Here is a 23,779-nt window from a genome sequence, read left to right as displayed (position 1 = left end):
GCCGCAGTAGCCTCCTGCGGCGGACGATGATCATCGACTCCCCCTCCCCGCAACGCCCCCGCTCTGGTGTATACTCGGATTTCTACGCGATGCCAGCCACAGCGGCCTGAACGGCCCCTCAGCCAGCCCACACCAGCTTAATAACAGTGGAACCCTCATGAGCCCAGATACCGCTCGCATCAGCGAAATTATCGATCGCGCCAGGATCTCGCCTTATCAAATCCTCATCCTCACCCTGTGTTTCCTGATCGCCCTGCTGGACGGGTTCGATACCGCCATCATCGGCTATATCGCCCCGGCACTGCGCGAAGAGTGGGGCCTGCAGCCCTCGCAGCTCTCCCCCGCCTTCGGCGCGGGGTTGTTCGGCCTGCTGATCGGCAGCCTGCTGTTCGGGCCGATCGCCGACGCCATCGGCCGCAAACGCGTGCTGCTCGTCGCGGTGCTGGTATTTGGCGGCTGCACCCTGGCTTCGGCCTATACGCATTCGATCGAATCCCTGACCCTGTTGCGCTTCATCACCGGCATTGGCCTCGGGGGCGCGATACCGACCTGCATCACCCTCAGCTCGGAGTACTCACCGGCGCGCCGCCGCATGCTGATGGTCACCCTGAGCTGGAGCGGCTTTACCGCCGGCTTGGCCCTGGGCGGCCTGCTGGCCGGGCAGATCATTCCTGCATTTGGCTGGCGCGGCGTGCTGCTGGTCGGCGGCATCGCGCCATTGGCGCTGCTGCCGCTGCTGGCCTGGCAGATGCCCGAATCGGTGCGCTTTATGGCCGCCAGCGCCAGGCATGCCGATCGGCTGCGCCGGGTGGTCGAGCGTATCACCGGCCAACGTTGGACGGGGATAACCATTGTCGATGACGAGCGCCCGGCGCAGGCCAAGTCGCCGATCTCGCACCTGTTTATCGAAGGGCGCGCCGCGCGCACCCTGCTGCTGTGGGCGGCGTTCTTCTGCTCGCTGTTCGTGTTCTACCTGCTCACCAGTTGGCTGCCGACGATACTTAAAGACGCCGGTTACGATATCGCCCACGCCTCGCGCATCGGGGCGATGGTGCCGCTCGGCGGCACCCTGGGCGCCATCCTGATGGCGCTGCTGATGGACCGGATCGGGCCCTACCGCGTGCTGGCCGTCTCCTACCTGGGCGCCGCGCTGGTGATCGGCGCGACCGGGTATCTGATGGGCGACGTCTACACGCTGGCCGCCGTCGTGTTCCTGATAGGCTTCGGCGTGGCCGGCGCGCAGAACGGCCTGAATCTGGTTTCCGCCACCCTTTATCCGACCGCGGCCCGCGTCACCGGCGTCAGCTGGGCCATGGCCAATGGCCGCTTCGGCTCGATCGTCGGCTCGATGCTCGGCGCCTGGATGATGACCGCCGCCGGCTCGGCGGAAGTGTTCTTCCTCTGGCTGGCGCTGCCGGCGCTGCTGGGCGCGGGCGCCATCTTCCTGCTCTATCGCCTCAGCCTGCGCCGCCGCGCGCCGCTCGCCAAGCCGGTCGCCGGCGCCTGAACTCGCGGAAAAGAAAAGGCCGAGACGCCCTTGGAGACGTCTCGGCCTGTAATCAAAAAGGGAGCCAAGGCCCCCTTCTCTGTTATTCCGCCTTGGCGGAAGCGTCTTCGGTGCGATACAGGTGCACGTCCATCTGCGGGAACGGAATGCCGATGTTGTGGGCATCCAGCGCGCGCTTGAAGTTTTCCATCAGATCGAAGTACACGTTCCAGTATTCCGCGTTGGTGGTCCAGGAACGGGTGACAAAGTTCAGGGAAGACGGCGCCATCTCGTTCAGACGCACGGTCACGCCTTTGGCGTGCATGATGCGCTTGTCGGCGGCGATCACATCGCCCAGCACCTTCTTCACCACGTCGATATCGGCGTTGTAGGCCACGCCTACCACGATATCCACGCGGCGGTTCGGCTCGCGAGAATAGTTGATGATGTTGCCGGCGATGATTTTACCGTTCGGCACCACGATGGTTTTGTTGTCTGCGGTACGCAGGGTGGTGGAGAAAATCTGCACCTGATCGACGGTACCGGCCACGCCGCCCAGATCGACATATTCCCCCACGCGCAGCGGACGGAAGATCACCAGCAGCACGCCGGCGGCGAAGTTGGACAGCGAGCCTTGCAGCGCCAGGCCGACGGCCAAACCGGCGGCGCCCAGCACGGCGATCACCGAGGTGGTCTGCACGCCGACACGCCCCAGCACGGCGATGAAGGTGAACGCCAGCACGCCGTAGCGCACGATCGCCGCCAGGAAATCTGCCACCGTGGCGTCGATGCCGCGCAGCTTCATCACGCGGTTCAGCGCATTGCCGACCACGCGGGCCACGATCGAGCCGATGATCAGGATAACGATGGCGGCGACGATATTCACCGCGTACTGGATCAACAGATCCTGATTCTTCACCAACCAGTTGCCGGCACCGTTGATGCCGTCTACTACATTCAAATCTTTCATTCGTGTCGTCCTAACTCAGTCCCTAACGGGAGAAACTCGCAAAAATACACTGGCCTCGGCAGCCAGTCGGAAACCACCGCCTAAGGGTAACCAACATTAAAGGCTCATGCCAACCGTCAGCGTTAAAAATAGCCGAAACCGCTCGCCGCTTCTTCTATGCTGAAAACAGCGCGTTGGCCATTTCACGACAAGGGATCCGTTCTTCATGCACATTCGCTCTTCGCTCAAACACTATTGGCAAGTGCGGCCCAGGCTGCTGTTTTCCGTCGGCGCCGGGCTGTTGTGCTTTCTGCTGCTGCCCGCCCAGCTCTCGTTGCTGCAGCGCTTGATGATCGGCTGGAATACGCTGGCCTGGCTCTATCTGCTGTTTCTCTGGCGGCTGATGCTGGTCAGCACGCCGCAGCACATTCGCCAGATCGCCCGGCGGCAGGATGAAAGCGCCAGCACGGTGTTGGCGCTGGTCAGTTTCGGTTGTCTGGTGAGCATTCTGGCGATCCTGTTCGAATTGAGCAGCGCCAAACAGGCCAGCGACTCGCTGAAAACCCTGCATCTGGCGTTAACCGGCGGAACGCTGGCGGTCTCCTGGCTCCTGCTGCCGACCGCCTTCACCATGCACTACGCCCATCAATTTTATCGCCAGGGTGCGCAGCAGGAGCCTTTGCCGCTGCTGTTCCCCGGCAATCTCACCGAGCCGACCTATCTGGACTTCGCCTACTTCTCTTTCACCATCGCAGTCGCGTCGCAAACCGCCGACGTGGCGGTCGGCGCCGCGGAGGTGCGTAAAATCGCGCTCGTACAGTCGGTTATTTCGTTCGTGTTCAACATGCTGATCCTGGGCCTGTCTATCAACGTCGGCGCCGGCCTGCTGGGCTGAAAACGAAAAAGGCTCCCCGCAGGGAGCCTTTTGCATCGTGCAACAGGTGCCGAAGATTACAGAACGTCTACCGCGTTCAGATCTTTGAAAGCCTGCTCCAGACGCGTCACCATGCTGGTCTGCGCTGCGCGCAGCCATACGCGTGGATCGTAGTATTTCTTGTTCGGCTGATCGGCGCCTTTCGGGTTGCCCAGCTGGCCCTGCAGGTAAGCTTCGTTCGCTTTGTAGTACTGCAGGATGCCGTCCCAGGTCGCCCATTGGGTGTCGGTGTCGATGTTCATCTTGATCACGCCGTAACCCACAGACTCTTTGATCTCTGCGTCGGTAGAACCGGAACCGCCGTGGAACACGAAGTTCAGGCTGTTGTGCGGCAGGTTGAATTTCTTGGACACGTAGTCCTGAGAATCACGCAGGATGGTCGGGGTCAGCTTGACGTTGCCTGGCTTGTACACGCCGTGCACGTTACCGAAGGAGGCAGCGATGGTGAAGCGCGGGCTGATGGCGTTCAGTTTTTCATACGCGTAAGCCACGTCTTCCGGCTGGGTGTACAGTGCGGAAGCGTCCATATGGCTGTTGTCCACGCCATCTTCTTCACCGCCGGTGCAGCCCAGTTCGATTTCCAGCGTCATGCCGATTTTGGCCATGCGCTTCAGGTAGGCGCTGCAGATCTCGATGTTTTCTTCCAGAGACTCTTCAGACAGATCGATCATGTGAGAAGAGAACAGCGGTTTGCCGGTAGCGGCGAAGTGCTTCTCGCCGGCGTCCAGCAGGCCGTCCAGCCATGGCAGCAGTTTCTTCGCGCAGTGGTCGGTGTGCAGGATCACCGGCACGCCGTAGTGTTCAGCCATCTGGTGAACGTGGTGTGCGCCGGAGATGGCACCCAGAATCGCTGCGCCCTGAGACACATCGGTCTTCACGCCTTTGCCGGCGATGAACGCGGCGCCGCCGTTGGAGAACTGAACGATGACCGGCGCGCGCACTTTAGCCGCGGCTTCCAGCACTGCGTTAATGGAGTCGGTACCCACGCAGTTTACCGCTGGCAGCGCAAAGTTGTTCTCTTTAGCAACTGCGAAGACTTTCTGAACGTCATCACCCGTGATGACACCCGGTTTTACGAAATCAAAAATTTTAGACATGTTACTTTGTCCTGTTTCGTCGGCCGTAGATGGATGTAAATCGATGTTTTCACGCCGCGCAGCGTGAGCCGCGCGGTATAAAACAAACGGGCGGCTTTCGCCTCCCGTTGTCTGAATTACTGCTTAGCGCGCTCTTCCAGCATCACGACTGCAGGCAGCGGTTTCCCTTCAACGAATTCCAGGAATGCGCCACCGCCGGTGGAGATGTAGGAAATTTTGTCAGCGATACCGAACAGATCGATGGCTGCCAGAGTGTCGCCGCCGCCAGCGATAGAGAAAGCGTCGCTATCGGCGATCGCGCGGGCGACAATTTCGGTGCCCTTACGGAAGTTAGGGAACTCGAATACGCCAACCGGGCCATTCCACAGAATGGTCTTGGCGTTCTTCAGGATAACGGCCAAACGCTCGGCAGAGACGTCGCCCATATCCAGAATTTGCTCGTTGTCCTGGATCTCGTTGGCCTGCTTCACGGTCGCGGTCGCGGTTTCGGAGAACTCGGTCGCGACGCGCACGTCGGTCGGAACCGGGATGTCGCAGGTTTCCAGCAGTTTCTGCGCGTTCGGGATCAGGTCAGGTTCGTACAGGGACTGGCCCACGTTGTTGCCCTGCGCCGCCACGAAGGTGTTGGCGATGCCGCCGCCGACGATCAGCTGATCGGCGATTTTGGACAGGGAATCCAGCACGGTCAGTTTGGTGGAGACTTTAGAACCGCCCACGATGGCGACCATCGGACGGGCCGGGTTGCCCAGGGCCTTGCCCAGCGCTTCCAGCTCGGCGGACAGCAGCGGGCCGGCACAGGCGACAGGCGCGAACTTGCCCACGCCGTGGGTGGAAGCCTGCGCGCGGTGCGCGGTGCCGAACGCGTCCATTACGTACACGTCGCACAGCGCCGCGTATTTCTTGGACAGGGTTTCGTCGTCTTTCTTCTCGCCCTTGTTGAAACGGACGTTTTCCAGCACCACCAGTTCGCCTTCGGCGACGTCGACGCCATCCAGATAATCCTTCGCCAGACGCACTGGGGATTTCAGGTGATCTTTCAGGTAGTTAACAACAGGCAGCAGGGAGAATTCTTCGTTGTACTCGCCTTCGGTAGGACGACCCAGGTGGGAGGTTACCATCACGCGGGCGCCTTGCTTCAGCGCAGCTTCGATAGTCGGCAGGGAAGCGCGGATACGCGCGTCGGAAGTCACTTTACCGTCTTTTACCGGCACGTTCAGATCGGAGCGGATCAGTACGCGTTTACCCGCCAGATCCAGATCGGTCATCTTAATTACAGACATGGTGAACCCTCTTTATTGAATCTCTATAAAATTGCCTGAGCAGCGCGCCAATCACGCCGGCGCCGCCGTACTAGAAACCGCTGGCGGCCATTGCCCGTGTTGTATCCAACATCCGATTGGCAAAGCCCCATTCATTGTCGCACCAGACCAAGGTCTTTATCAGGTGCTGCCCGCTGACCCGGGTCTGCGTACCGTCGACGATAGCGCTGTGCGGGTCATGGTTAAAATCGATCGAGACCAATGGTAATTCCGTGTAGTCAACTATACCACGAAATGATTCCCGTGCGGCCTTTTGCAACAGCTGGTTGACCTCCGCCACCTTCACCGCGGCGCTCACGCTGACGCTGAGATCGATAGCCGTCACGTTGATGGTCGGCACGCGCACCGAGATCGCCTCGAAGCGATCGCAAAACTGCGGGAAGATACGGGTGATGCCCGCGGCCAGCTTGGTGTCGACCGGAATAATCGACTGGCTCGCCGCGCGGGTGCGCCGCAAATCCGCGTGATACGCGTCGATCACCGGCTGATCGTTCATCGCCGAGTGAATGGTGGTCACGGTGCCGGATTCGATGCTGTAGGCGTCGTCCAGCAGCTTGATCACCGGAATAATGCAGTTGGTGGTGCACGAGGCGTTGGACACGATGCGATGTTCCGCCAACAGCGTCTGATGGTTGACGCCGAACACGATGGTGGCGTCCAGATCGTTGCCGCCCGGATGGGCGAACAGCACTTTCTTCGCCCCCGCCGCCAGATGGGCTTCGCCATCCGCCCGGCTGCCGTACACGCCGCTGCAGTCCAGCACCACGTCGACGCCCAGCTCGCCCCAGGGCAACTGCTCCACCGCCGGCTGATGCAACAGGCGAATCGCGTCGTCCCCGACGCTCAGCGTGTCGCACTCTTGCCGCACATCCCAGGCGAAGCGGCCGTGGCTGGAATCGTACTTCAGCAGATGGGCCATGCCCTCGGCATTCGCCAGCTCGTTGATCGCCACCACGGAAATTTCCGCCCGTCGTCCCGATTCGTACAGTGCGCGCAATACGCTGCGGCCGATGCGGCCAAAGCCGTTTATCGCTATGCGGATGGTCATGCTGCTCCTGAAAAAGGGCCGTCCCGCCGGGCTGACTCACCGGCGCCGGGCCGGCGCTGACTGGTTGTCTCACTAACCCGCATAGAGTAGTGGATCGCACCGCCCGCTGTGAATCGCCGCGTTTGCATTATTCCCGCGCTTCAGCGGCTTTTCACCGCCGTCACATCGGCATTTCTGTCGAAGAGTGCTTCAACTGAAACGCTTCAGCTGAGCATAAACCAAAGTTTTGGCAAAAGGAACAGGTGCAACAGTTCCACAAGTAACGGAGGGGAGTTTTACGAGCATAAGATGATCTGGCGCACATTTTTGGCCTCAAGGCCGCGGCGGATTTTCACTCGCCGGCCCCGTTTCGCCGTAGTGCTCGCGGAAATAGTCGCGCAAAAATTCGACCGTCACCCGCACTTTCGCCGACGTTGCCAGCCGGGAAACGTACACCGCCCGGAAAAGATCGCCGCTAGCGGTTTAACTCTGTAAACGGAACGCCCGCGTCTGCGGGCGTCCTGATTAGGCTTTCGGGAATATCCACAGATGCTCGGCCGGCAGGGAGAGCCGGCACAGCGCCCGATCGCGCGCTTCGTGGCCATAGGCGCGCACCACGAAATCCTCGGCCACGGTGCGGAACAGGTATTCCCAGCGATCGCCGAGATACATGCTGGTCAGCAGTGGCAGCTCAAGCTGGTTGCCCTGCGGATCTTCGCCCAACCGCACGCGCTCCACGCGGATCACCGCCGAGCCCTCCTGGCCGACCTGCACGCCTTCGCCCGCTTTGCCCCACAGCGCCCAATCCTTGCCTTCGATGCGCGCCCGGTCGCCTTCCAGCGCGACAACCTTGCCCGGCAAGCGGTTGTTGCTGCCCATGAACTCGGCGGTGAACAGCGTGGTGGGCGAACCGTACATCTCCTGCGGTGTGCCCTGCTGTTCGATTTTGCCGTTATTGAGCAGCAGGATGCGATCGGAGATGGCCATCGCCTCGTTCTGATCGTGGGTCACCATCAGCGCCGACAGGCCAAGCTTGATGATCAACTCGCGCAGGAATACCCGCGCCTCTTCGCGCAGCTTGGCGTCAAGGTTGGACAGCGGCTCGTCCAGCAGGATCACCGGCGGGTTGTAGACCAGCGCACGCCCAATCGCCACGCGCTGCTGCTGGCCGCCGGAAAGCTGGTGCGGATGGCGCTTGGCCAGATGCCCCAACCCGAGCTGATCCAGCACCGCCTGCACCCGCTGGGTGATTTCCGCCTAGGCGATCTTACGCAGCTTCAGCGGGTAAGCGACGTTCTCAAACACCGTTTTATGCGGCCACAGCGCGTAGGACTGAAACACCAGCCCCAGGTTGCGCTCTTCGGCGGGAATTTCGCTGCGCGCGCTGCCGTTGTACACCGCGCTGTTGCCGATGACGATCCGCCCCTGGCTCGGTTTCTCCAGCCCGGCCACCGCCCGCAGCAGCGTGGTTTTGCCGCTGCCCGACGGGCCCAGCAGCGAGACCACTTCGCCCCGTTTCAGATCCATCGACACCCCTTTCAACACCGGGTTGTCGCCATAGGTCAAATGCAGATTCTCTACCGAAAGTTCAATCATGTAATTTCACTCCAAAGCGCAAGGCAATCCCCAGCCCCAGCACCACCAGCAGGATATTGATGAACGACAGCGCGGCGACGATATCGATAGCGCCCGCGGCCCACAGGGAAACCAGCATCGAGCCGATGGTTTCCGTGCCCGGAGACAGCAGATACACCCCGGTGGAGTATTCGCGCTCAAAGATCAGGAACATCAGCAGCCAGGAGCCGATCAGGCCGTAGCGCGACAGCGGAATGGTGACGTGGCGGGTGATCTGACCGCGGCTGGCGCCGGCGCTGCGCGCCGCCTCCTCCAGCTCCGGCCCCACCTGCAGCAGCGTGGAAGAGATCAGCCGCAGGCCGTAAGCCATCCACACCACGGTGTACGCCAGCCAGACGCTGAAAATGGTGCTGCGCAGCGAACGCAGCCAGACAATCCAGTTAGCACGCAGCCACTCGGCCATCGGCAGCGCCGACAGCCAGCCCTCCTTGAGCGATTTGTCCAGCCACATCGGCAGGAACAGAAACACCCACAGGAATGCCAGACCGGCCAGCAGCCCCGGCACAGCGCGCGGCACCAGCACGCTGTAATCGAGGAAGCGCGTGGCGCCATCCGGCTTGCGGTGCATGGCGATGCCGATGAACAGGTAGCACGCCACCGCCAGCGCCCCGCCAATCACCCCAATCGCCATTGAGTTGACGATGGCGCGCAGCAGGTTGGGCTGCGCCCAGATGGTGCGGAAGGTGTTGATCGACAGCTCGTCCCAGACTGACACGCCCACGCCCCAGTTGGAGATAAAGGCGCGCAGCACTACGCCGATCAGCGGCACGCCGATGGTCACGGTCAGCCAGAACACCACCACCGCGCCGGCCACCCAGCGCCATTTGCCCAGCGGCAGCGCGCGGGCCTGCGAGGCTTTGCCCTTGACGGTAACGAAGCGGTTGGCGGTGCGCATCAGCCGGCGCTGCAGCATCACCAGCGGAATGGTGATGCAGATCAGCACCACCGCCACCGCCGCCATCAGATGGTAAGACGGCGTGCCCAGCTTGTTGGTCAACTGGTACAGGTAGGTCGCCAGCACCAGATTGCCCTCCGGATCCCCCAGTACCAGCATCAGGCCGAACACTTCCAGCCCGAGGAAGAACAGCAGCACCCCGGCGTACAGGATAGACGGCCGCACCATCGGCAGGCTGACGGCGGTCATCACCTGCAGCGGCGTGGCGCCGGCGGTGCGCGCCGCCTCTTCAACGTCGGAGCCCACGCTGCGCAGCGCCGAGGAGATGTACAGATACGCGTGGGGCACGTGCGTCAATCCGGCTATCACCACGATGCTGGCCATCGAATAGATATTCCACGGCACGAAGCCCAGCAGCGCCTGCGCCCACAGCGAGAAGAAGCCCACCGGCCCCGCCGCCACCACGTAGCCGAAGCCCAGCACCATCGGCGACACGAAGATCGGCACCAGAATCAGCGGCTCGATGATCCGCCGCCCCGGCAGATCGGTGCGCACCATCAGGAAAGCCAAAATGCCGCCGAGGGGGATGGCGATGATCACCAGGCCGAATGCCAGAATAAAGCCGCTCTTCAGCGCCTTGTAGAAATCAGGATCGGTAAAGATGAACTCGAAGGCCTCCAGGCTGAAGACCTTGGAGGGAGAGAAAAACGGTGCCGAGAGGAAGCTTTGAATGATGATAAACGACAGGGGGACATAGATAACCAGCGCGGTTATCAACACCACCAGGCCGCGCGGCAGACTCTGCCACTTTCTGCGCCATGCTTGCATAAATGCTCCCTATGGTTGTAAACGACGACCAAAGGGCGCGCGCCTCTAAGGCAGGCGCGCGTCCGAATGCAGTCCCTGTTATTTCGCCGCGGCGGTGCGCCACTGTTTGATGTAGTCGAGGCGTTTGGCCGGCTGCAGATATTCCAGCAGGCTGTCGTCGACCGGGATCGGCTTGAGCGCGTTACCCAACAGCTTGGTCATGCCGTCGATGTCGTTCTTGCCTTCGATGTCGTTGCGGATCGAGGGGATATCCGCCTGATTGGCGAGAATACTTTGCCCTTTCTCCGACAGCACGTAGTCGAACCACAGCTTGGCGGCGTTAGGGTTGCCGGCCTCTTTGCTGATGAAGCTCACGCGCGACAGCACCAGGGTATAGTCTTTCGGATAGACGATGCCGAGCGACGGGTCGCTTTTGGCGCGGGCCTCGGCGTACGAACCGAGGATATTGAAGCCGATCAGGTTTTCACCGGAGGAGACGCGTTCCATCATGGTGCCGGTGGAGGATTGCACCGCCAGCCCGCCCTTGGCCACGTCGGCCAGCGTTTTGAAGTAGTTGGGATCGGCCTTGAAGTCCTGCACCGACAGCATGAAGCCGACGCCGGATTTTTCGATGTCGTACGTGGTGACTTTCTTCTTGAATTTGTCCGTCTGGCCGGCGATCAGCTTGGCCAGCGCCGCGTGCGAATCCGGCACATCGCCTTGCGGGATCAGGCGTTTGTTATAGATAAACACCACCGGCTCATAGGTGGTGCCATACACTTTATCTTGCCATACCGCCCATTTCGGCAGCTGGGCCTGCTCAGGGGAGGCATACTCCTGCGCGTAATCGCCCGCCAGTTTCAAAATGGTGTCCATCGACGAGCTCCACACCACGTCGCCGCTGGTGCCGCCGGCCGCCTGCTCGCTGATGAAGCGGTTATAGAGTTCGGTGCTGTTCATGTCGTTGTATTCCACCTTGATGCCCGGATACAACGCCTCGAACCCCTGGATCAGCGGCGCCGCCGCCTTGGTGTCGGTGGTCGAGTAAATCACCACCTTGCCTTCTTTCTTCGCGCCGTCGACCCATTTCTGATAGTCGGCGGGGTAGCCCGCCGGGAAGGCCGCATAGGCGGAAACGGAGCCCAGTAAGGTGATTGCAGCTACGGTCGCGCTGATTTTTTTCATCATCATCCATCCCCTGATCACATTTAATAAACCAAAAATTAACATATAGTTAATAACCGCAACGAGGCAACGGCGTTGCTTTGTTATCTTTCGGTTTTGTGAGGTTGGGCGTTTTTTAGCCAACGAAAAAGCCCGGCAGCGCGGGCTTTACGGCACTTTCTGTTGCAGACTATTCGGCCAGGCGAGAGCGCCGCAGCAGGCGAATTCGCTGTACGATGGCGATCTTGGAAACTTCAGGACAAACGCCGGCATTCGACCCGCGATATGCCGATCTTTTTCACCCGCAAACCGGTCGAAGACGGCCATGTCTCTTTCGCCTATGACTCTTTCAAACCGCATATCGAAATCCCGCTGTCGATAGACATGGTGGCGCGCGCAAGCTAAAGCCCTGCCGGGCCGGCCGCCATGATCCCTCTATGCGGCCGGTTCACGCCAGGATAAACAGCGCTGTATTAATCAGGTTTTTGTCGCCGAATTATTATATCCTGCCGGACGAAAATTTTGCGGGCGCTCGCGGCCCCCTGCGCCTGCCCTCTGCGGTTCTCCATCCGCAGCCAGGCCGTTTATTTCATGAATACAGGCAGTGCCATACCGTTATGACCAAGAGTTTATCCCCGAAAGACATTATCGCCCTGGGCTTTATGACCTTCGCCCTGTTTGTCGGCGCCGGCAACATCATTTTCCCCCCGCTGGTGGGACTGCAGTCCGGTGAACATCTGTGGCCGGCCGCCCTCGGGTTTATGGTGACCGCCGTCGCCCTGCCGGTGATCGCCGTGATCGCGCTGGCGCGCGTCGGCGGCAGCATCAGCCTGCTGACCGGCCCCATCGGCCGCACCGCCGGCCTGCTGTTGGCGACCGTCTGCTATCTGGCGCTCGGCCCGCTGTTCGCCACGCCGCGAACCGCCAATGTCTCTTTCGCCCTCGGCATCGCGCCCTTCACCGGCGACGGCGCCCTGCCGCAGTTCATCTACAGCCTGCTGTTCTTTACCCTGGCGATGATCGTCTCGCTGTATCCCGGCCGCTTGCTCGATAACGTCGGCCATATTCTGGCGCCGCTAAAAATTCTGGCGCTGGCCGCGCTCGGCATCGCCGCCCTGGTTTGGCCCGCCGGTGAACCGGTCTCCGCCGTCGGCAGCTATCAGGCAGCGGCGTTTTCCACCGGCTTCGTGCAGGGGTATCAAACCATGGACACGCTGTCGGCGCTGATGTTCGGCTCGATTATCGTCACCGCCGCCCGCTCGCGCGGCGTCAGCGACAGCGGCCTGCTGCTGCGCTACACCCTGTGGGCCAGCCTGATCGCCGGCGTCGGCCTGACGCTGGTCTATATCTGCATGTTCAAGCTCGGCGCCGGCAGCGGCGGCCTGGTCGAGAGTGGCGCTCAGGATGGCGCGGCGATCCTGCACGCCTATGTGCAGCACACCTTCGGCGATCTGGGCAGCATCTTTATGGCGGTGCTGATGTTCATCGCCTGCCTGGTGACGGCGGTCGGCATGACCTGCGCCTGCGCGGACTTCTTCTCCCGCTACCTGCCGCTCTCTTACCGCGCGCTGGTGGTCATCCTCGCCCTCTTCGCCATGCTGGTCTCCAACATGGGGCTGGCCAATCTGATCCGCGTCTCGCTGCCGGTGCTGACGGCGATCTATCCGCCCTGCATCGCGCTGGTGTTGCTCAGCTTCAGTCAGAACCACTGGCGCAGCGCCAAGCGCGTCTTCGCGCCGGTGATCGCCACCAGCCTGGTGTTTGGCCTCGCCGACGGCCTGAAGGCCTCCAGCTTCAGCGGCCTGCTGCCCGCCTGGTTCGATAAGCTGCCGCTGGCCGAACAGGGTCTGGTCTGGCTGCAGCCTACGCTGCTGGTGCTGTTGCTGGCGGCGGCTTACGACCGGTTGCGCAGCGTCGAAAGCGCCAACGCCGCGTCGTAACCGCGGGTTCCGCCCATAAAAAAAGCCGGTCACGATGACCGGCTTTCTTATCGGCTGGCACCAGGCCGCTTACTTCAGCAGCGCCTGCGCCTTGGCCACCACGTTGTCCACGGTGAAGCCGAACTCGGCGAACAACTGCTCCGCCGGCGCCGACTCACCGAAGGTGGTCATGCCCACGATGGCGCCGTTCAGCCCCACGTACTTGTACCAGTAGTCCGCGATACCCGCTTCCACCGCCACGCGCGCCGTTACCGCCGCCGGCAGCACCGACTCGCGGTACGCCGCATCCTGCTTGTCGAACGCGTCGGTCGACGGCATCGACACCACGCGCACCTTGCGGCCCGCCGCGGTCAGCTTGTCCGCCGCTTCCACCGTGATGCCCACTTCGGAGCCGGTGGCAATCAGGATGACGTCCGGCGTGCCCGCGCAGTCTTTCAGCACGTAGCCGCCGCGGTACACGTTCGCCAGCTGCTCTGCGGTGCGTGGCTGCTGGGTCAGGTTCTGACGCGAGAACACCAGCGTGGTCGGGCCGTCGTTGCGCTCGATGCCGTACTGCCACGCCACCGCCGATTCCACCTGGTCGCACGGACGCCAGGTGCTCATGTTCGGGGTCACGCGCAGGCTCGCCAGCTGCTCCACCGGCTGGTGGGTCGGGCCGTCTTCGCCCAGACCGATGGAGTCGTGGGTGTAGACGAACACGTTGCGCAGCTTCATCAGCGCCGCCATGCGCACCGCGTTGCGGGCGTATTCCACGAACATCAGGAAGGTCGCCGAGTACGGCAGGAAGCCGCCGTGCAGCGCGATGCCGTTGGTGATGGCGGTCATGCCGAACTCGCGCACGCCGTAATGAATGTAGTTGCCCGCCGGGTCAACGTTCAGCGCTTTCGAGCCGGACCACATGGTCAGGTTGCTCGGCGCCAGGTCGGCAGAGCCGCCCAGGAACTCCGGCAGCACCTTGCCGAACGCTTCCAGCGCGTTCTGCGACGCCTTGCGGCTGGCGATGTTGGCCGGGTTGGCCTGCAGTTTTTCCACGAACGCCTTGGCGTCGGCTTTCCAGTCGGCCGGCAGCTCGCCGTTCATGCGGCGCTTGAACTCGGCGGCCAGCTCCGGGAAGGCCCTGGCGTAGGCGGCGAATTTGTCGTTCCAGGCCGCTTCTTTGGCCTGACCGGCTTCCTTGGCGTCCCACTGGGCGTAGATGTCCTGCGGGATTTCAAAGGCGGCGTATTTCCAGCCCAGCGCTTCGCGGGTGGCGGCCACTTCGGCGGCGCCCAGCGCGGCGCCGTGCACGTCATGGGTGCCGGCCTTGTTCGGCGAACCGAAGCCGATAACGGTCTTGCACATCAGCAGCGACGGCTTGTCGGTCACCTTGCGGGCTTCTTCAATCGCGGCCTTGATGGCGTCCGGGTTGTGGCCGTCGACGTTGCGCACCACGTGCCAGCCGTAGGCTTCGAAGCGCAGGGCGGTGTCGTCGGTGAACCAGCCGTCGACGTGGCCGTCGATGGAGATGCCGTTGTCATCGTAGAAAGCGGTCAGCTTGCCGAGCTTGAGGGTACCGGCCAGAGAGCAGACTTCGTGCGAGATGCCTTCCATCATGCAGCCGTCGCCCATGAAGGCGTAGGTGTGGTGGTCGACGATGTCGTGGCCCGGGCGGTTGAACTGCGCCGCCAGGGTGCGTTCGGCGATGGCGAAACCGACGGCGTTGGCGATGCCCTGGCCCAGCGGGCCGGTGGTGGTCTCAACGCCCGGGGTGTAGCCGTACTCCGGGTGCCCTGGGGTTTTGGAATGCAGTTGACGGAAGTTTTCCAGCTCGCGCATCGGCAGGTCGTAGCCGGTGAGGTGCAGGAGGCTGTAAATCAACATGGAGCCGTGGCCGTTGGAGAGCACGAAACGGTCGCGGTCAGCCCAGTGCGGATTAGTCGGGTTGTGGTTGAGGTAGTCACGCCACAGGACTTCGGCGATGTCCGCCATGCCCATAGGGGCACCCGGGTGGCCGGAATTGGCTTTTTGTACGGCGTCCATGCTGAGTGCGCGGATGGCGTTGGCAAGCTCTTTACGAGAGGACATGTTTTACTCCAGGTCGGATAAAAAAAGCAGTCAAGTTCCCTATTTTCTCAGACTCCACATCACAACGGCAATCCCTAATGCCAAATGAGAGCGAGTTCACCACTTATTAGCACGATTGGACGCTTTTTCGGAATAACACTATTCTCGCCCCGGCTGGCGTACACTAGGCTCTTGCAACAAGATTTCCTCCAAGCAAAATGACTCTTTTACCTTGTTACCTTCACAGGAAGATGGCGTTATGAAGATCCGTACCTCTTTGATTGCGTTGGGCATTGCCACCCTGGCAACCGGCTGTCAAAACTTGAATACCGAAACCTTGATGCAGTCCGGCGCGCAGGCATTCCAGGCGGCGACCCTGAGCAACAACGACGTTAAGGCCCTGAGTGATAAATCCTGCGCCGAGATGGACAGCAAGGCACAAATCGCGCCGGCCGACAGCACCTACGCCAAGCGTCTCAACAAAATCGCCGCGGCGCTGGGCGACAACATCAACGGCACCCCGGCCAACTACAAGGTCTACGTGACCAAAGACGTCAACGCCTGGGCGATGGCCAACGGCTGCATCCGCGTCTACAGCGGCCTGATGGACATGATGAACGACAACGAAGTCGAAGGCGTGCTGGGCCATGAAATGGGCCACGTGGCGCTGGGCCACACCCGCAAGGCGATGCAGGTGGCTTACGGCACCGTGGCGCTGCGCACCGCGGCGTCCTCCGCCGGGGGCGTCATCGGCTCGCTGTCGCAGTCGCAGCTGGCGGACATCGGCGAGAAGCTGGTCAGCGCCCAGTTCTCGCAGAAGCAGGAAAGCGAAGCGGATGATTACTCGTTCGATCTGCTGAAAAAGCGCGGCATCGATCCGAATGGCCTGGCCACCAGCTTCGAAAAACTGGCCCAGATGGAAGCCGGCCGTCAGAGCAGCATGTTCGACGATCACCCGTCTTCCCAAGCGCGCGCTCAGCACATTCGCGATCGCATCGCGGCAGAGAAATAACCACGAGAACGCCCGGCAATCGCCGGGCGTTTTTTATCGTCTCAATACAGCGTCTTCTGCGGCGGCCCGGCGAAGGTCAGCGGCCCGACCTGCTTCATGTCCACCTCGACCACCGACGGCCCCGGGTAGTTGATCGCCTCGGCCAGCACGCCGTTGAACTGCGACGCCGCGTCCACCTTCCAGGCTTTCAACCCCATCGCTTCGGCGATCTGGGTAAAGGCCGGCGTATGCAGCTCGTTGTAATACTGACGCCCGGCGAAGTACTTGTCCTGAATGCCGCGCATCACGCCATAACCGCCGTCGTTCATGATAATCAGGGTGATGTTCACCTGTTCCTGCGCCATGGTCGCCAGCTCGCCCAGGCCCAGCGCCAGACCACCGTCGCCCACCAGCCCCACCACCTTGCGCTGCGGGTTGGCGATCGCGGTGCCGATAGCCATCGGCAGCCCCATACCGATGGCGCCCGCCAGCGAGTGAATGTTGCACAGCGGCGAGATCGCCCGGAACAGCCGGCTGCCCCAGACGCTGCCGGAAACGGTGATATCGCGTACCAGCAACCCGTCCTGCGGCAGCGCGGCGTCGATGGCGTCGTTGAGTTTGGCGTATTCGCCGGACTGCTGGCGCAGCGCGCTCTCCGCCTGCTGCACCGCCCCCGCGATCTCGGCATCCCACTCGGCGTTGACCTTCTCGCCGGGGCTCAGCCGCGCCGCCAGCGCCGCCAGCAGCGCCGCACAGTCGCCGTTGATCTGTTCATCGGCCAGATAGTTGCGGTTGGCCGCCGCCGGATCGATGTCAATCTGCACCAGCGGGCGCGGCAGCGGCAGCGTCCAGGTGCGGGTTTCATTACTGCGCAGGCGCGAACCGGCCACCAGCGTCAGATCGCACTGCGTCAGGATCGCTTCGATGCTCGGTGAGTTATGGAACGCCCGCAGGCTGCGCGGATGGCTGTCCGGCAGAATGCCGCGCCCGTGGGTGCTGGAGATCACCGCTACGCCAGCGTCCGCCAGCTTGCGCACCGCGTCGCCGCAGGCCAAGGCGCCGCCCCCCAACCACAGCAGCGGACGCTTGGCCTGTTTCAGCCGCTGATGCAGCCGTTCCACCGCCGCATCGTCCGCCTTCGGCAGCGGCGCCGGCGCCAACGGCTCGGTCAGCACCGAACGGGAAACCAGGCTGCTTTGAATATCGATCGGGATCTCGACCGCCACCGGGCCGCAGGGCACGGTTTGCGCATCCAGGATCGCCCGCTGGATCACCGCCACCGCCTGCTCCGGCGAATTGACCCGGTAAGCGCGTTTGGAGCAGGCGCGCAGGAAGCCGAGCTGATCGCGGGTTTCATGAATAAAACCGGCGTCGGCGTCCAGATAGGCTTTTTCCACCTGGCCGGTGATATGCAGCAGCGGCGTGTTGGCGTTGAGCGCCTCAATCATCGCCCCCACCGCGTTGCCGGCGCCGGCGCCGGTGCTGGTCAACGCCACGCCCAGGCCGGAGAAGCGCCCGTGCGCGTCGGCCATGGTGACCGCCCCCGCTTCGCCGCGCGCCGGCACGAAGCGAATTTTATCGCGCTGCCCCACCGCATCGGCGATCGGCAGATTATGAATCGAAATGATGCCGTACATCGCCGACACCGCGTACTGTTCCAGAGTCCGGGCTATCGCCTCGCCAACCGTGATTTTATCGCTCATCATCTGCCTTCTTAGGGTATTCGTTATTAGGGTTATGCGTAGAGGTGTCGGCCTAGTCGCTCCAGCGATTCACCTGATGGCTCAGCGACAGATACACGCTTTTCTGCTGCATGTAGGCCTTGATGCCGTTCAGGCCTTTTTCGCGGCCCAGCCCGCTCTCCTTGAAGCCGCCGAACGGCGTGGAAATCGAGAACGTTTTGTAGGTGTTGACCCAGACGGTGCCGGTTTCCAGCCGCTCCGCCAGCGCCATCGCACGAGGGAAGTCGCGGCTCCAGATGCCGGCCGCCAGGCCGTACACCGAGTCGTTAGCCTGTTCAGTCAGCTGTTGTTCGTCGTCGAACGGCAGCGCCACCAGCACCGGGCCGAAGATCTCTTCCTGGCAAACGCGGGCGTCGTTGTTCAAGCCTTCGATAATGGTCGGCAGGTAATAGCTACCGCTCGCCAGTTGCGGATCGGCCGGCGCTTCGCCGCCGATGATCACCCGGCCGCCCTCCTGCCGCGCCAGCGCCACGTAGTCCGCCACGCTTTGCCGATGTTTGGCGCTGATCAGCGGGCCGAGATGCACGCCCGGCACCAGCGGGTTGCCGATGCGCAGCCCCGCCGTCAGTTCGGTCAAACGCGCCAGCAGCGGCTGATACAGCGAACGATGCACGAACAGCCGCGAACCGGCGATGCACGCCTGGCCGGCGGAGCTGAAGATGCCGTAGCAGATGCCACGCGCCGCCTGTTCCAGATCGGCGTCCTCCAGCACGATGGTCGGCGATTTGCCCCCCAGCTCCAGCGAAGTGGGGATCAGCTTGTCGGCGGCGATGTGCGCCAAATGGCGCCCGGTACTGGTCCCGCCGGTAAAGGCGATCTTTTTCACCAGCGGATGGCGCGCCAACGCCTCGCCGATCACCGAACCTTTGCCCGGCAACACGCTGAGCAGCCCGGCCGGCAGGCCCGCCTGTTCGAACAGCTCGGCCAGCTTCAGCGCCATCAGCGGCGTGGCTTCGGCCGGTTTGAGCACCACCGCGTTGCCCGCCGCCAGCGCCGGCGCCACCTTCTGCATTTCGCTGGCGATCGGCGAGTTCCACGGCGTAATGGCGGCGATCACCCCCATCGGTTGGTACTGGCTGAGCGTCATCACCTCAGCGCTGCGCGGGGTCGGCAACTCGCCTTCCAACACCTCGCAGGCGGCGGCAAAGTAGCGCGCGGTCGCCGCCGCACTGGCCACCAGCCCACGGGTCTCGGCCAGCGGCTTGCCGTTATCGCGGGTTTGCAGCTCGGCCAACTGCTCCTGCTGCGCCAGGATCAGGTTGCTGACGCGGTAGAGGATCGAGGCGCGTTGATGCGGCACCAGCCCGCGCCATTCCGGCGCGCGCCAGGCGCGCTCCGCCGCTTCCACCGCCTCGTTCACGTCCTCGACGTTGGCGGCGCGCAACCGCGCGTTGACGCTGCCGTCGGCCGGGAATACCGAAGCCATCTCTTCGCCACGCCCTTCACGCCAGCGCCCGGCGACAAAAATATTCAATCGTTCCATGCTCCGCTCCTGCCGTTCAGGCAATAAAACCGCCGTCCACCAGACGGCGGCAGGCTTGTACCGCGCTCAGCGCCGCCAGGGTTGATGTTTTGGGATTGCTCGCCAGCGGGGTGCCGCTCAGCTCGATGTGAAATTCGCCAAAGTCGCCGCATACCTGCAGACGATGGGTATTGCGCCGGGTGGCGGGATCGACCTGCAGGCGCACCCGGGTGGCGTCCATCCCCAGGCCGTTGAGCGCAATGGTGGCCGCCACGTTGGCATTGGCCGGGAACAAACGCGCCGCTTCGCGCGCCGAACCTTCAAAAAATACCTGCGCTTCGCTCACCGCATCGAGGTCGATCAGCTGCTCCGCCGGGCTGCCTCGCCAGCTGGCCGGGCTTTTGCTGGCCTGATAAGTCACGCTCTCCAGCCCGCCTTCGCGCGCCGACGCCAGCCCATCCATCCCCGCCACCGCACCGGACAGCACGATTAGCTGCCCGTGATGGTGGCGGCAAACCTGCTGCAGCCGCTGTTGCAATGCGGCGTCCGCCAGCGCGCCGGTCGAGATCAGCGCCAGCGGCCAACCGCGCTGCAGCACCGCTTCGCCGAACTCCGCCACCGCCTGCTGGCTGGCGCACTCCAGTACCAGATCCGGCCGCTGCAAACACTGATCGGGATGGGTCAGCGCCTGCACCCGCCCGCCAAAGGCCGCGGCGATCGCCGCATGATGAGCCGCGCGCGCCAGGATCCAGCCAACCTCCACGCCTTCCGGCAAACGGGCGATCACTTCCTTCGCCATCGCACCGTAGCCAATCATCATGATCTTCTTCATCTTTATCGGCCCCTGCTACACATGGCGGTTAAAGCCGCCGGATACGTCCAGCGCCGCGCCGGTGGTAAAGGAAGCCAGCGGCGAAGCGAGGAACAGCAGCGCCTGCGCCGGCTCCTGCGGCTTGCCCAGGCGCTTCATCGGGATGCCGCGCCGTTCGGCGATCGCCGCCGTCCACTGCTCCCAGCTTTGATCTTTATCGCTGCGCTCGTCGAAACGGCGGCGCCACTGGCCTGACTCCACCATCCCCAGCAAGATCGAATTAACGCGAATGCCTTTGCCCACCAGCTCTTTCGACAGCGTCAGCGTCATGTTGAGCAGCGCGGCGCGCGCCGCCGAGGTGGCGATCATGTGTTCTTCCGGCTGCAGCGCCAGCAGCGAGTTCACGCAGGTGATAGACGCGATCGCCGACCGTTCCAGCGCCGGTAAGAACGCCTGCACCGGGTTGATCACGCCGAACAGCTTCAGCTCGGCCTCATGCAGCCAGGCTTCGCGGGGCGTCTGGTCAAAATGGGCGACGAAGCCCTGACCGGCGTTGTTGATCAGCAGATCCACGCCGCCGAAATGCGCCGTCACCTGAGCGGCGAACTGCGCCACCTGCTGCGCGTCCAGCACGTCGCAGCGCAGCGCCAGGATCTCCGCCTGCGGGAAGTCCGCACGCAGGCTGGCCTCCGCGCCGGCCAGTTTGTCCGGATCGCGGCCGCAGAACGCCACCTTCGCCCCTTCGGCCAGCAGCAGCTTCAGGGTTTCGAAACCGATGCCCGACGAGCCGCCGGTCACCACCGCCACCCGGTTTTCAAGCTGAAAATTCATCGTTGGATTGCTCCCGTAAAGTCCCGCAGATAGCGGTTGAAACACGCCGGCGCGTCGAGGTAGCTGGCATGACCGGCGGCGGCGATCAAACGCAGCGTCGCGTCCTGCTCACGCGCCAGCTCGGCCGCCTTCTCCGGCGGTGTAATGCGATCCTGTTCACCACACCACACCTCCAGCGGGCCGCGATAGCGCGCCAGATAGCGGCCGATATCGTCGTTGGCCAGCATCCAGGCGGCTCTCAGAAAGCCGTCGGGATCGAGCTGTTGCATGCCGTTGCGCACCCAGGCGATGTCCTGCGGATCCGCCCCTTCACGCAGCAAGGCCGCCGCCCGCTGCTCGCCGTAGCCCACCGGCCCCAGCGTCTCTATCATCTGTTGGCGCTGGCCATAGACCTGCCGGCGTTTTTCCTCCGGCGCCGTGGCATAGCCCTGCGCCGGATCCGCCAACGCCAATCCGCATAACCCGTCCGGATAGCCGGCGGCATAGGCGCTGCCGATCAACGCCCCCAGCGAATGGCCGACGATCAGCGGCTGCGCCAGCTGCAGCTCATCTATCAGCGCCGCCAACGCCGCCGCATAACCGGCGGCATCGGCCTGCGGATCCGCCAACGGCAGGCTGCCGCCGTAGCCCGGCGCGTCCCACGCCAACAGACGGTGGCCATCCGTCAGGCCGCTATCGTTGAACTGCTTGATCCACGAGGCGGAGCCGGAGCTGATGCCGTGCAGCAACACCACCGGCCGCCCCTGCCCGGCCTCGCGCCAGCTCAGGGTATACGCCCCGCAGCGCGCCCGTTGGCGTTGCGCCAGGCCGTTCATCAATTGCGCTTCACTTTGGATAGCGGATGATCCGCCGGATAGGTCGGGATCTCCGGCTTGGCGGTGCCGAGCATCACGCACATCAGCGCTTCTTCCTCACCGTGGTTGAACAGGCCGCGATATACCCCCGCCGGCACCGAGATCAGATCGCGCTCTTTCAGCCTGGTCTCGTAATACTCTTCCCCATCCTGAATCATCAGCGTGATGCTGCCTTTCAGCATGAAGAATACTTCCTCCACGTCGTCGTGCAGGTGCAGCGGGCCCTCGCACTTCGACGGCAGCACCATGGTGGAGAAGGTGAAGTTGCCCGCCGGAATGGTGTTGGCGTCGCTGGCCACGCCGGTGGCGCCGGTGCCGATGTAGCGCATCTGCGCACGGCGGTATTTCGGATCAAAGTCGGCCTGGAATTTCAGCGCGTTCCAGTCGTATTTACGGCCTTCGAAACGGGCGATGCGCGACTCTACCCAGTTTTCCATCGACAGATCCTGCGGCTTGACGCCGGCTTTGTTCTCAACCTGAGACATGTTGTCACTCCTCTGTTGAATCGATTGATTAATCAGTACTTTCTCAGTAACGGCAGCAGAATGAGGCAGCCGACGAAAGCCATCACCACCAGGAACAGCAGGCCGTTATCCATATTGCCGGTAGCGGCGATCAACGCCCCCATCAGCACCGGCGCCAGCGCGCCGGCAAAATTGCCCAACCCGTTGAAGATGCCGCCGGCGGTAGCGCTGACCTTGCTGCTGGTCGCCTTCGCCAACAGCGCGAAAATATTCGGCGCGCCGGCGCCCCACATAAAGGTGCTGAAGGCCATGGCGGCGATTACGCTGTAGGTACCCTGCAGGTGCAGCACCACCGCCAGACCGAGGCCGGCGCCGCACAGCGACAGGAAACAGGCCAGCGCGCGCCGATCCAGCTTGTCCGACAGCCAGGCGCCCAGCACTTCGCCAAGCAGCATGGCGATGAACGGCAGCGAAGAGAGGTAACCGGCATGCTCCAGATGAATGCCTTTCCCCTTGATCAAGTAGCTCGGCAACCAGCCGTTCATGCCCCACAGGTAGGTCAGGAAGGCAATGTTGAACAGGCAGATCATCCAAAAGTGCGGGCTGCGCAGCAGCTCGCGGCGATGCTGTTGGCGTTCGGACACCGCCGGCTTGGTCGCCGCCGCCGTTCGCGCGACGTTCAGGTGGCGCATGCCGAACAGCACCAGCAACATCACCGGCAGCGTCAGAAACGCCATAAAGAAGAAGGTGGCCTGCCAGTCGAAGGTATTGAGGATGTACAGGGTGACCGGGAAGCCAAGCGCGGCGCCCAGCGGCGTGCCGAGCAGCCACAGCATGGTGGCGCGCGCCTGCAGCTGCGGCGGGAAGGCCTGACGAATAATGGCGTAGGCCATCGGCAGCAGCGGCCCTTCGGCGATGCCGAGCAGAATGCGCAGCGTCATCATGGCGTGATAGGAACGCGTCATCCCCATCAACACCATCAGCACGCCCCACACCACCATCATGCCAATCAATACCTTGACCGGATTAAGCCGATCGCCGATGCCGCTGAGTAACATCGAGGAAATGCCGTAGGAGAACAGAAACGCGCTCATCAGCAAACCCAGCCGCGCCGGGTCAAACCCGATGCCCAACGCCTGCTGAAACTCACCATCGGAAAACAGCGCCGCGATGCTGATCTTGTCGAAAAACGCCAGCAGCACGCAGGCGAACAGCGCGATCGGCACCGACCAGCGCACCCGCTGCTGCGGATTTTCGGCAACGGCTTCCCCCGCCCGTCCAGCGCGGGCGTCAATGTCTTGCGTAGTCATAAAACGCTCCCGAGGTTC

The 23,779-nt window shown here is 62.8% G+C and carries 18 protein-coding genes and 2 pseudogenes; 4 read left to right on the top strand and 16 right to left on the bottom strand.

Annotated elements, in window-relative coordinates; genetic code table 11:
- The first annotated feature begins 157 nt into the window (after nt 1-157).
- The gene (locus ABTW55_RS01990; protein ID WP_060422088.1) at nt 158-1,507 is read left to right on the top strand and encodes an aromatic acid/H+ symport family MFS transporter; all 1,350 of its coding nucleotides are present in this window, start codon (nt 158-160) and stop codon (nt 1,505-1,507) included.
- A gap of 82 nt (nt 1,508-1,589) precedes the next feature.
- Here ABTW55_RS01990 and mscS read toward each other — a convergent pair whose 3' ends face one another.
- Entirely contained in the window at nt 1,590-2,456 is an 867-nt protein-coding gene (mscS, locus tag ABTW55_RS01985; RefSeq protein ID WP_033635871.1) for a small-conductance mechanosensitive channel MscS, read from the bottom strand.
- A gap of 205 nt (nt 2,457-2,661) precedes the next feature.
- On the opposite strand from mscS, the gene ABTW55_RS01980 reads away from it, so the two are divergent.
- Entirely contained in the window at nt 2,662-3,330 is a 669-nt protein-coding gene (locus tag ABTW55_RS01980; RefSeq protein WP_033635872.1) for a DUF1345 domain-containing protein, read from the top strand.
- A gap of 56 nt (nt 3,331-3,386) precedes the next feature.
- Here ABTW55_RS01980 and fbaA read toward each other — a convergent pair whose 3' ends face one another.
- The 7 genes and pseudogenes from fbaA to ABTW55_RS01945 all read right to left on the bottom strand — a co-directional run bounded on the left by fbaA (nt 3,387) and on the right by ABTW55_RS01945 (nt 11,337).
- Nucleotides 3,387-4,466 (bottom strand): class II fructose-bisphosphate aldolase, encoded by a 1,080-nt coding sequence (gene fbaA / locus ABTW55_RS01975; RefSeq protein ID WP_060422085.1) that lies wholly within the window; start codon nt 4,464-4,466, stop codon nt 3,387-3,389.
- Between the two features lie 116 nt (nt 4,467-4,582).
- Nucleotides 4,583-5,746, bottom strand: a complete 1,164-nt coding sequence (pgk, locus tag ABTW55_RS01970; RefSeq protein WP_025160206.1) for a phosphoglycerate kinase — start codon at nt 5,744-5,746, stop codon at nt 4,583-4,585.
- 70 nt (nt 5,747-5,816) lie between these two features.
- A complete protein-coding gene (gene epd, locus ABTW55_RS01965; RefSeq protein WP_004931582.1) occupies nt 5,817-6,833 on the bottom strand; it encodes an erythrose-4-phosphate dehydrogenase in 1,017 nt (338 codons plus the stop codon).
- Between the two features lie 312 nt (nt 6,834-7,145).
- Nucleotides 7,146-7,271, bottom strand: a pseudogene (locus ABTW55_RS01960) (LysR family transcriptional regulator); the annotation flags it as partial.
- A 66-nt stretch (nt 7,272-7,337) separates the two neighbouring features.
- Nucleotides 7,338-8,408: pseudogene (locus ABTW55_RS01955) on the bottom strand (ABC transporter ATP-binding protein).
- On the bottom strand, nt 8,401-10,170 hold the full coding sequence (locus ABTW55_RS01950; RefSeq protein WP_033635883.1) for an iron ABC transporter permease: 1,770 nt from the start codon (nt 10,168-10,170) through the stop codon (nt 8,401-8,403). The pseudogene ABTW55_RS01955 and the gene ABTW55_RS01950 overlap by 8 nt, the downstream one beginning before the upstream one ends.
- A 78-nt stretch (nt 10,171-10,248) precedes the next feature.
- Nucleotides 10,249-11,337, bottom strand: a complete 1,089-nt coding sequence (locus ABTW55_RS01945) for an ABC transporter substrate-binding protein (RefSeq protein WP_060422362.1) — start codon at nt 11,335-11,337, stop codon at nt 10,249-10,251.
- 593 nt (nt 11,338-11,930) lie between these two features.
- On the opposite strand from ABTW55_RS01945, the gene brnQ reads away from it, so the two are divergent.
- Complete coding sequence (brnQ, locus tag ABTW55_RS01940) at nt 11,931-13,253, top strand: branched-chain amino acid transport system II carrier protein (protein WP_060388353.1); 1,323 nt, start codon at nt 11,931-11,933, stop codon at nt 13,251-13,253.
- A 69-nt stretch (nt 13,254-13,322) separates the two neighbouring features.
- On the opposite strand, the gene tkt is transcribed toward brnQ, so the two are convergent.
- Nucleotides 13,323-15,317 (bottom strand): transketolase, encoded by a 1,995-nt coding sequence (tkt, locus tag ABTW55_RS01935; RefSeq protein ID WP_033632127.1) that lies wholly within the window; start codon nt 15,315-15,317, stop codon nt 13,323-13,325.
- Nucleotides 15,318-15,555: 238 nt separating this feature from the next.
- Between tkt and ABTW55_RS01930 the strand changes: the two genes are divergently transcribed.
- Complete coding sequence (locus tag ABTW55_RS01930; RefSeq protein WP_033654702.1) at nt 15,556-16,308, top strand: M48 family metallopeptidase; 753 nt, start codon at nt 15,556-15,558, stop codon at nt 16,306-16,308.
- A gap of 41 nt (nt 16,309-16,349) precedes the next feature.
- On the opposite strand, the gene ABTW55_RS01925 is transcribed toward ABTW55_RS01930, so the two are convergent.
- From ABTW55_RS01925 to ABTW55_RS01895, 7 genes are read right to left on the bottom strand one after another with little or no spacing between them, the layout of a single operon-like run.
- Entirely contained in the window at nt 16,350-17,990 is a 1,641-nt protein-coding gene (locus tag ABTW55_RS01925) for a thiamine pyrophosphate-binding protein (protein WP_033654701.1), read from the bottom strand.
- A gap of 52 nt (nt 17,991-18,042) precedes the next feature.
- Nucleotides 18,043-19,512, bottom strand: coding sequence for an aldehyde dehydrogenase (locus tag ABTW55_RS01920; protein WP_060423058.1), 1,470 nt, complete (start codon nt 19,510-19,512; stop codon nt 18,043-18,045).
- A 16-nt stretch (nt 19,513-19,528) separates the two neighbouring features.
- Nucleotides 19,529-20,323: an aspartate dehydrogenase gene (locus ABTW55_RS01915; protein WP_060431904.1), complete on the bottom strand. Its 795-nt coding sequence runs from the start codon at nt 20,321-20,323 to the stop codon at nt 19,529-19,531.
- Nucleotides 20,324-20,338: 15 nt separating this feature from the next.
- Nucleotides 20,339-21,133 (bottom strand): SDR family oxidoreductase, encoded by a 795-nt coding sequence (locus tag ABTW55_RS01910; RefSeq protein ID WP_049235414.1) that lies wholly within the window; start codon nt 21,131-21,133, stop codon nt 20,339-20,341.
- Entirely contained in the window at nt 21,130-21,948 is an 819-nt protein-coding gene (locus ABTW55_RS01905) for an alpha/beta fold hydrolase (RefSeq protein WP_060423052.1), read from the bottom strand. Before ABTW55_RS01905 ends, ABTW55_RS01910 begins: the two co-directional genes overlap by 4 nt.
- Nucleotides 21,948-22,472, bottom strand: a complete 525-nt coding sequence (locus ABTW55_RS01900; RefSeq protein ID WP_004937634.1) for a cupin domain-containing protein — start codon at nt 22,470-22,472, stop codon at nt 21,948-21,950. Before ABTW55_RS01900 ends, ABTW55_RS01905 begins: the two co-directional genes overlap by 1 nt.
- A 32-nt stretch (nt 22,473-22,504) precedes the next feature.
- Complete coding sequence (locus ABTW55_RS01895) at nt 22,505-23,761, bottom strand: MFS transporter (RefSeq protein WP_060423050.1); 1,257 nt, start codon at nt 23,759-23,761, stop codon at nt 22,505-22,507.
- Nucleotides 23,762-23,779: the final 18 nt, after the last annotated feature.

It is taken from the genome of Serratia sp. SM04 (assembly GCF_040280225.1).
GTDB classification, from domain to species: Bacteria; Pseudomonadota; Gammaproteobacteria; order Enterobacterales; family Enterobacteriaceae; genus Serratia; species Serratia sarumanii.
Note: the sequence above shows the minus strand (reverse complement) of the source record. Positions and strands in the feature narration are given on the sequence as shown.

Coding starts and splice junctions, on each gene's coding strand:
- ABTW55_RS01930 (WP_033654702.1), top strand. CDS start 15,556: ATGAAGATCCGTACCTCTTTGATTGCGTTGGGCATTGCCACCCTGGCA.
- mscS (WP_033635871.1), bottom strand. CDS start 2,456: ATGAAAGATTTGAATGTAGTAGACGGCATCAACGGTGCCGGCAACTGG.
- ABTW55_RS01920 (WP_060423058.1), bottom strand. CDS start 19,512: ATGGAACGATTGAATATTTTTGTCGCCGGGCGCTGGCGTGAAGGGCGT.
- ABTW55_RS01910 (WP_049235414.1), bottom strand. CDS start 21,133: ATGAATTTTCAGCTTGAAAACCGGGTGGCGGTGGTGACCGGCGGCTCG.
- brnQ (WP_060388353.1), top strand. CDS start 11,931: ATGACCAAGAGTTTATCCCCGAAAGACATTATCGCCCTGGGCTTTATG.
- ABTW55_RS01990 (WP_060422088.1), top strand. CDS start 158: ATGAGCCCAGATACCGCTCGCATCAGCGAAATTATCGATCGCGCCAGG.
- ABTW55_RS01895 (WP_060423050.1), bottom strand. CDS start 23,761: ATGACTACGCAAGACATTGACGCCCGCGCTGGACGGGCGGGGGAAGCC.
- fbaA (WP_060422085.1), bottom strand. CDS start 4,466: ATGTCTAAAATTTTTGATTTCGTAAAACCGGGTGTCATCACGGGTGAT.
- ABTW55_RS01950 (WP_033635883.1), bottom strand. CDS start 10,170: ATGCAAGCATGGCGCAGAAAGTGGCAGAGTCTGCCGCGCGGCCTGGTG.
- tkt (WP_033632127.1), bottom strand. CDS start 15,317: ATGTCCTCTCGTAAAGAGCTTGCCAACGCCATCCGCGCACTCAGCATG.
- ABTW55_RS01945 (WP_060422362.1), bottom strand. CDS start 11,337: ATGATGAAAAAAATCAGCGCGACCGTAGCTGCAATCACCTTACTGGGC.
- pgk (WP_025160206.1), bottom strand. CDS start 5,746: ATGTCTGTAATTAAGATGACCGATCTGGATCTGGCGGGTAAACGCGTA.
- epd (WP_004931582.1), bottom strand. CDS start 6,833: ATGACCATCCGCATAGCGATAAACGGCTTTGGCCGCATCGGCCGCAGC.
- ABTW55_RS01905 (WP_060423052.1), bottom strand. CDS start 21,948: ATGAACGGCCTGGCGCAACGCCAACGGGCGCGCTGCGGGGCGTATACC.
- ABTW55_RS01900 (WP_004937634.1), bottom strand. CDS start 22,472: ATGTCTCAGGTTGAGAACAAAGCCGGCGTCAAGCCGCAGGATCTGTCG.
- ABTW55_RS01980 (WP_033635872.1), top strand. CDS start 2,662: ATGCACATTCGCTCTTCGCTCAAACACTATTGGCAAGTGCGGCCCAGG.
- ABTW55_RS01925 (WP_033654701.1), bottom strand. CDS start 17,990: ATGAGCGATAAAATCACGGTTGGCGAGGCGATAGCCCGGACTCTGGAA.
- ABTW55_RS01915 (WP_060431904.1), bottom strand. CDS start 20,323: ATGAAGAAGATCATGATGATTGGCTACGGTGCGATGGCGAAGGAAGTG.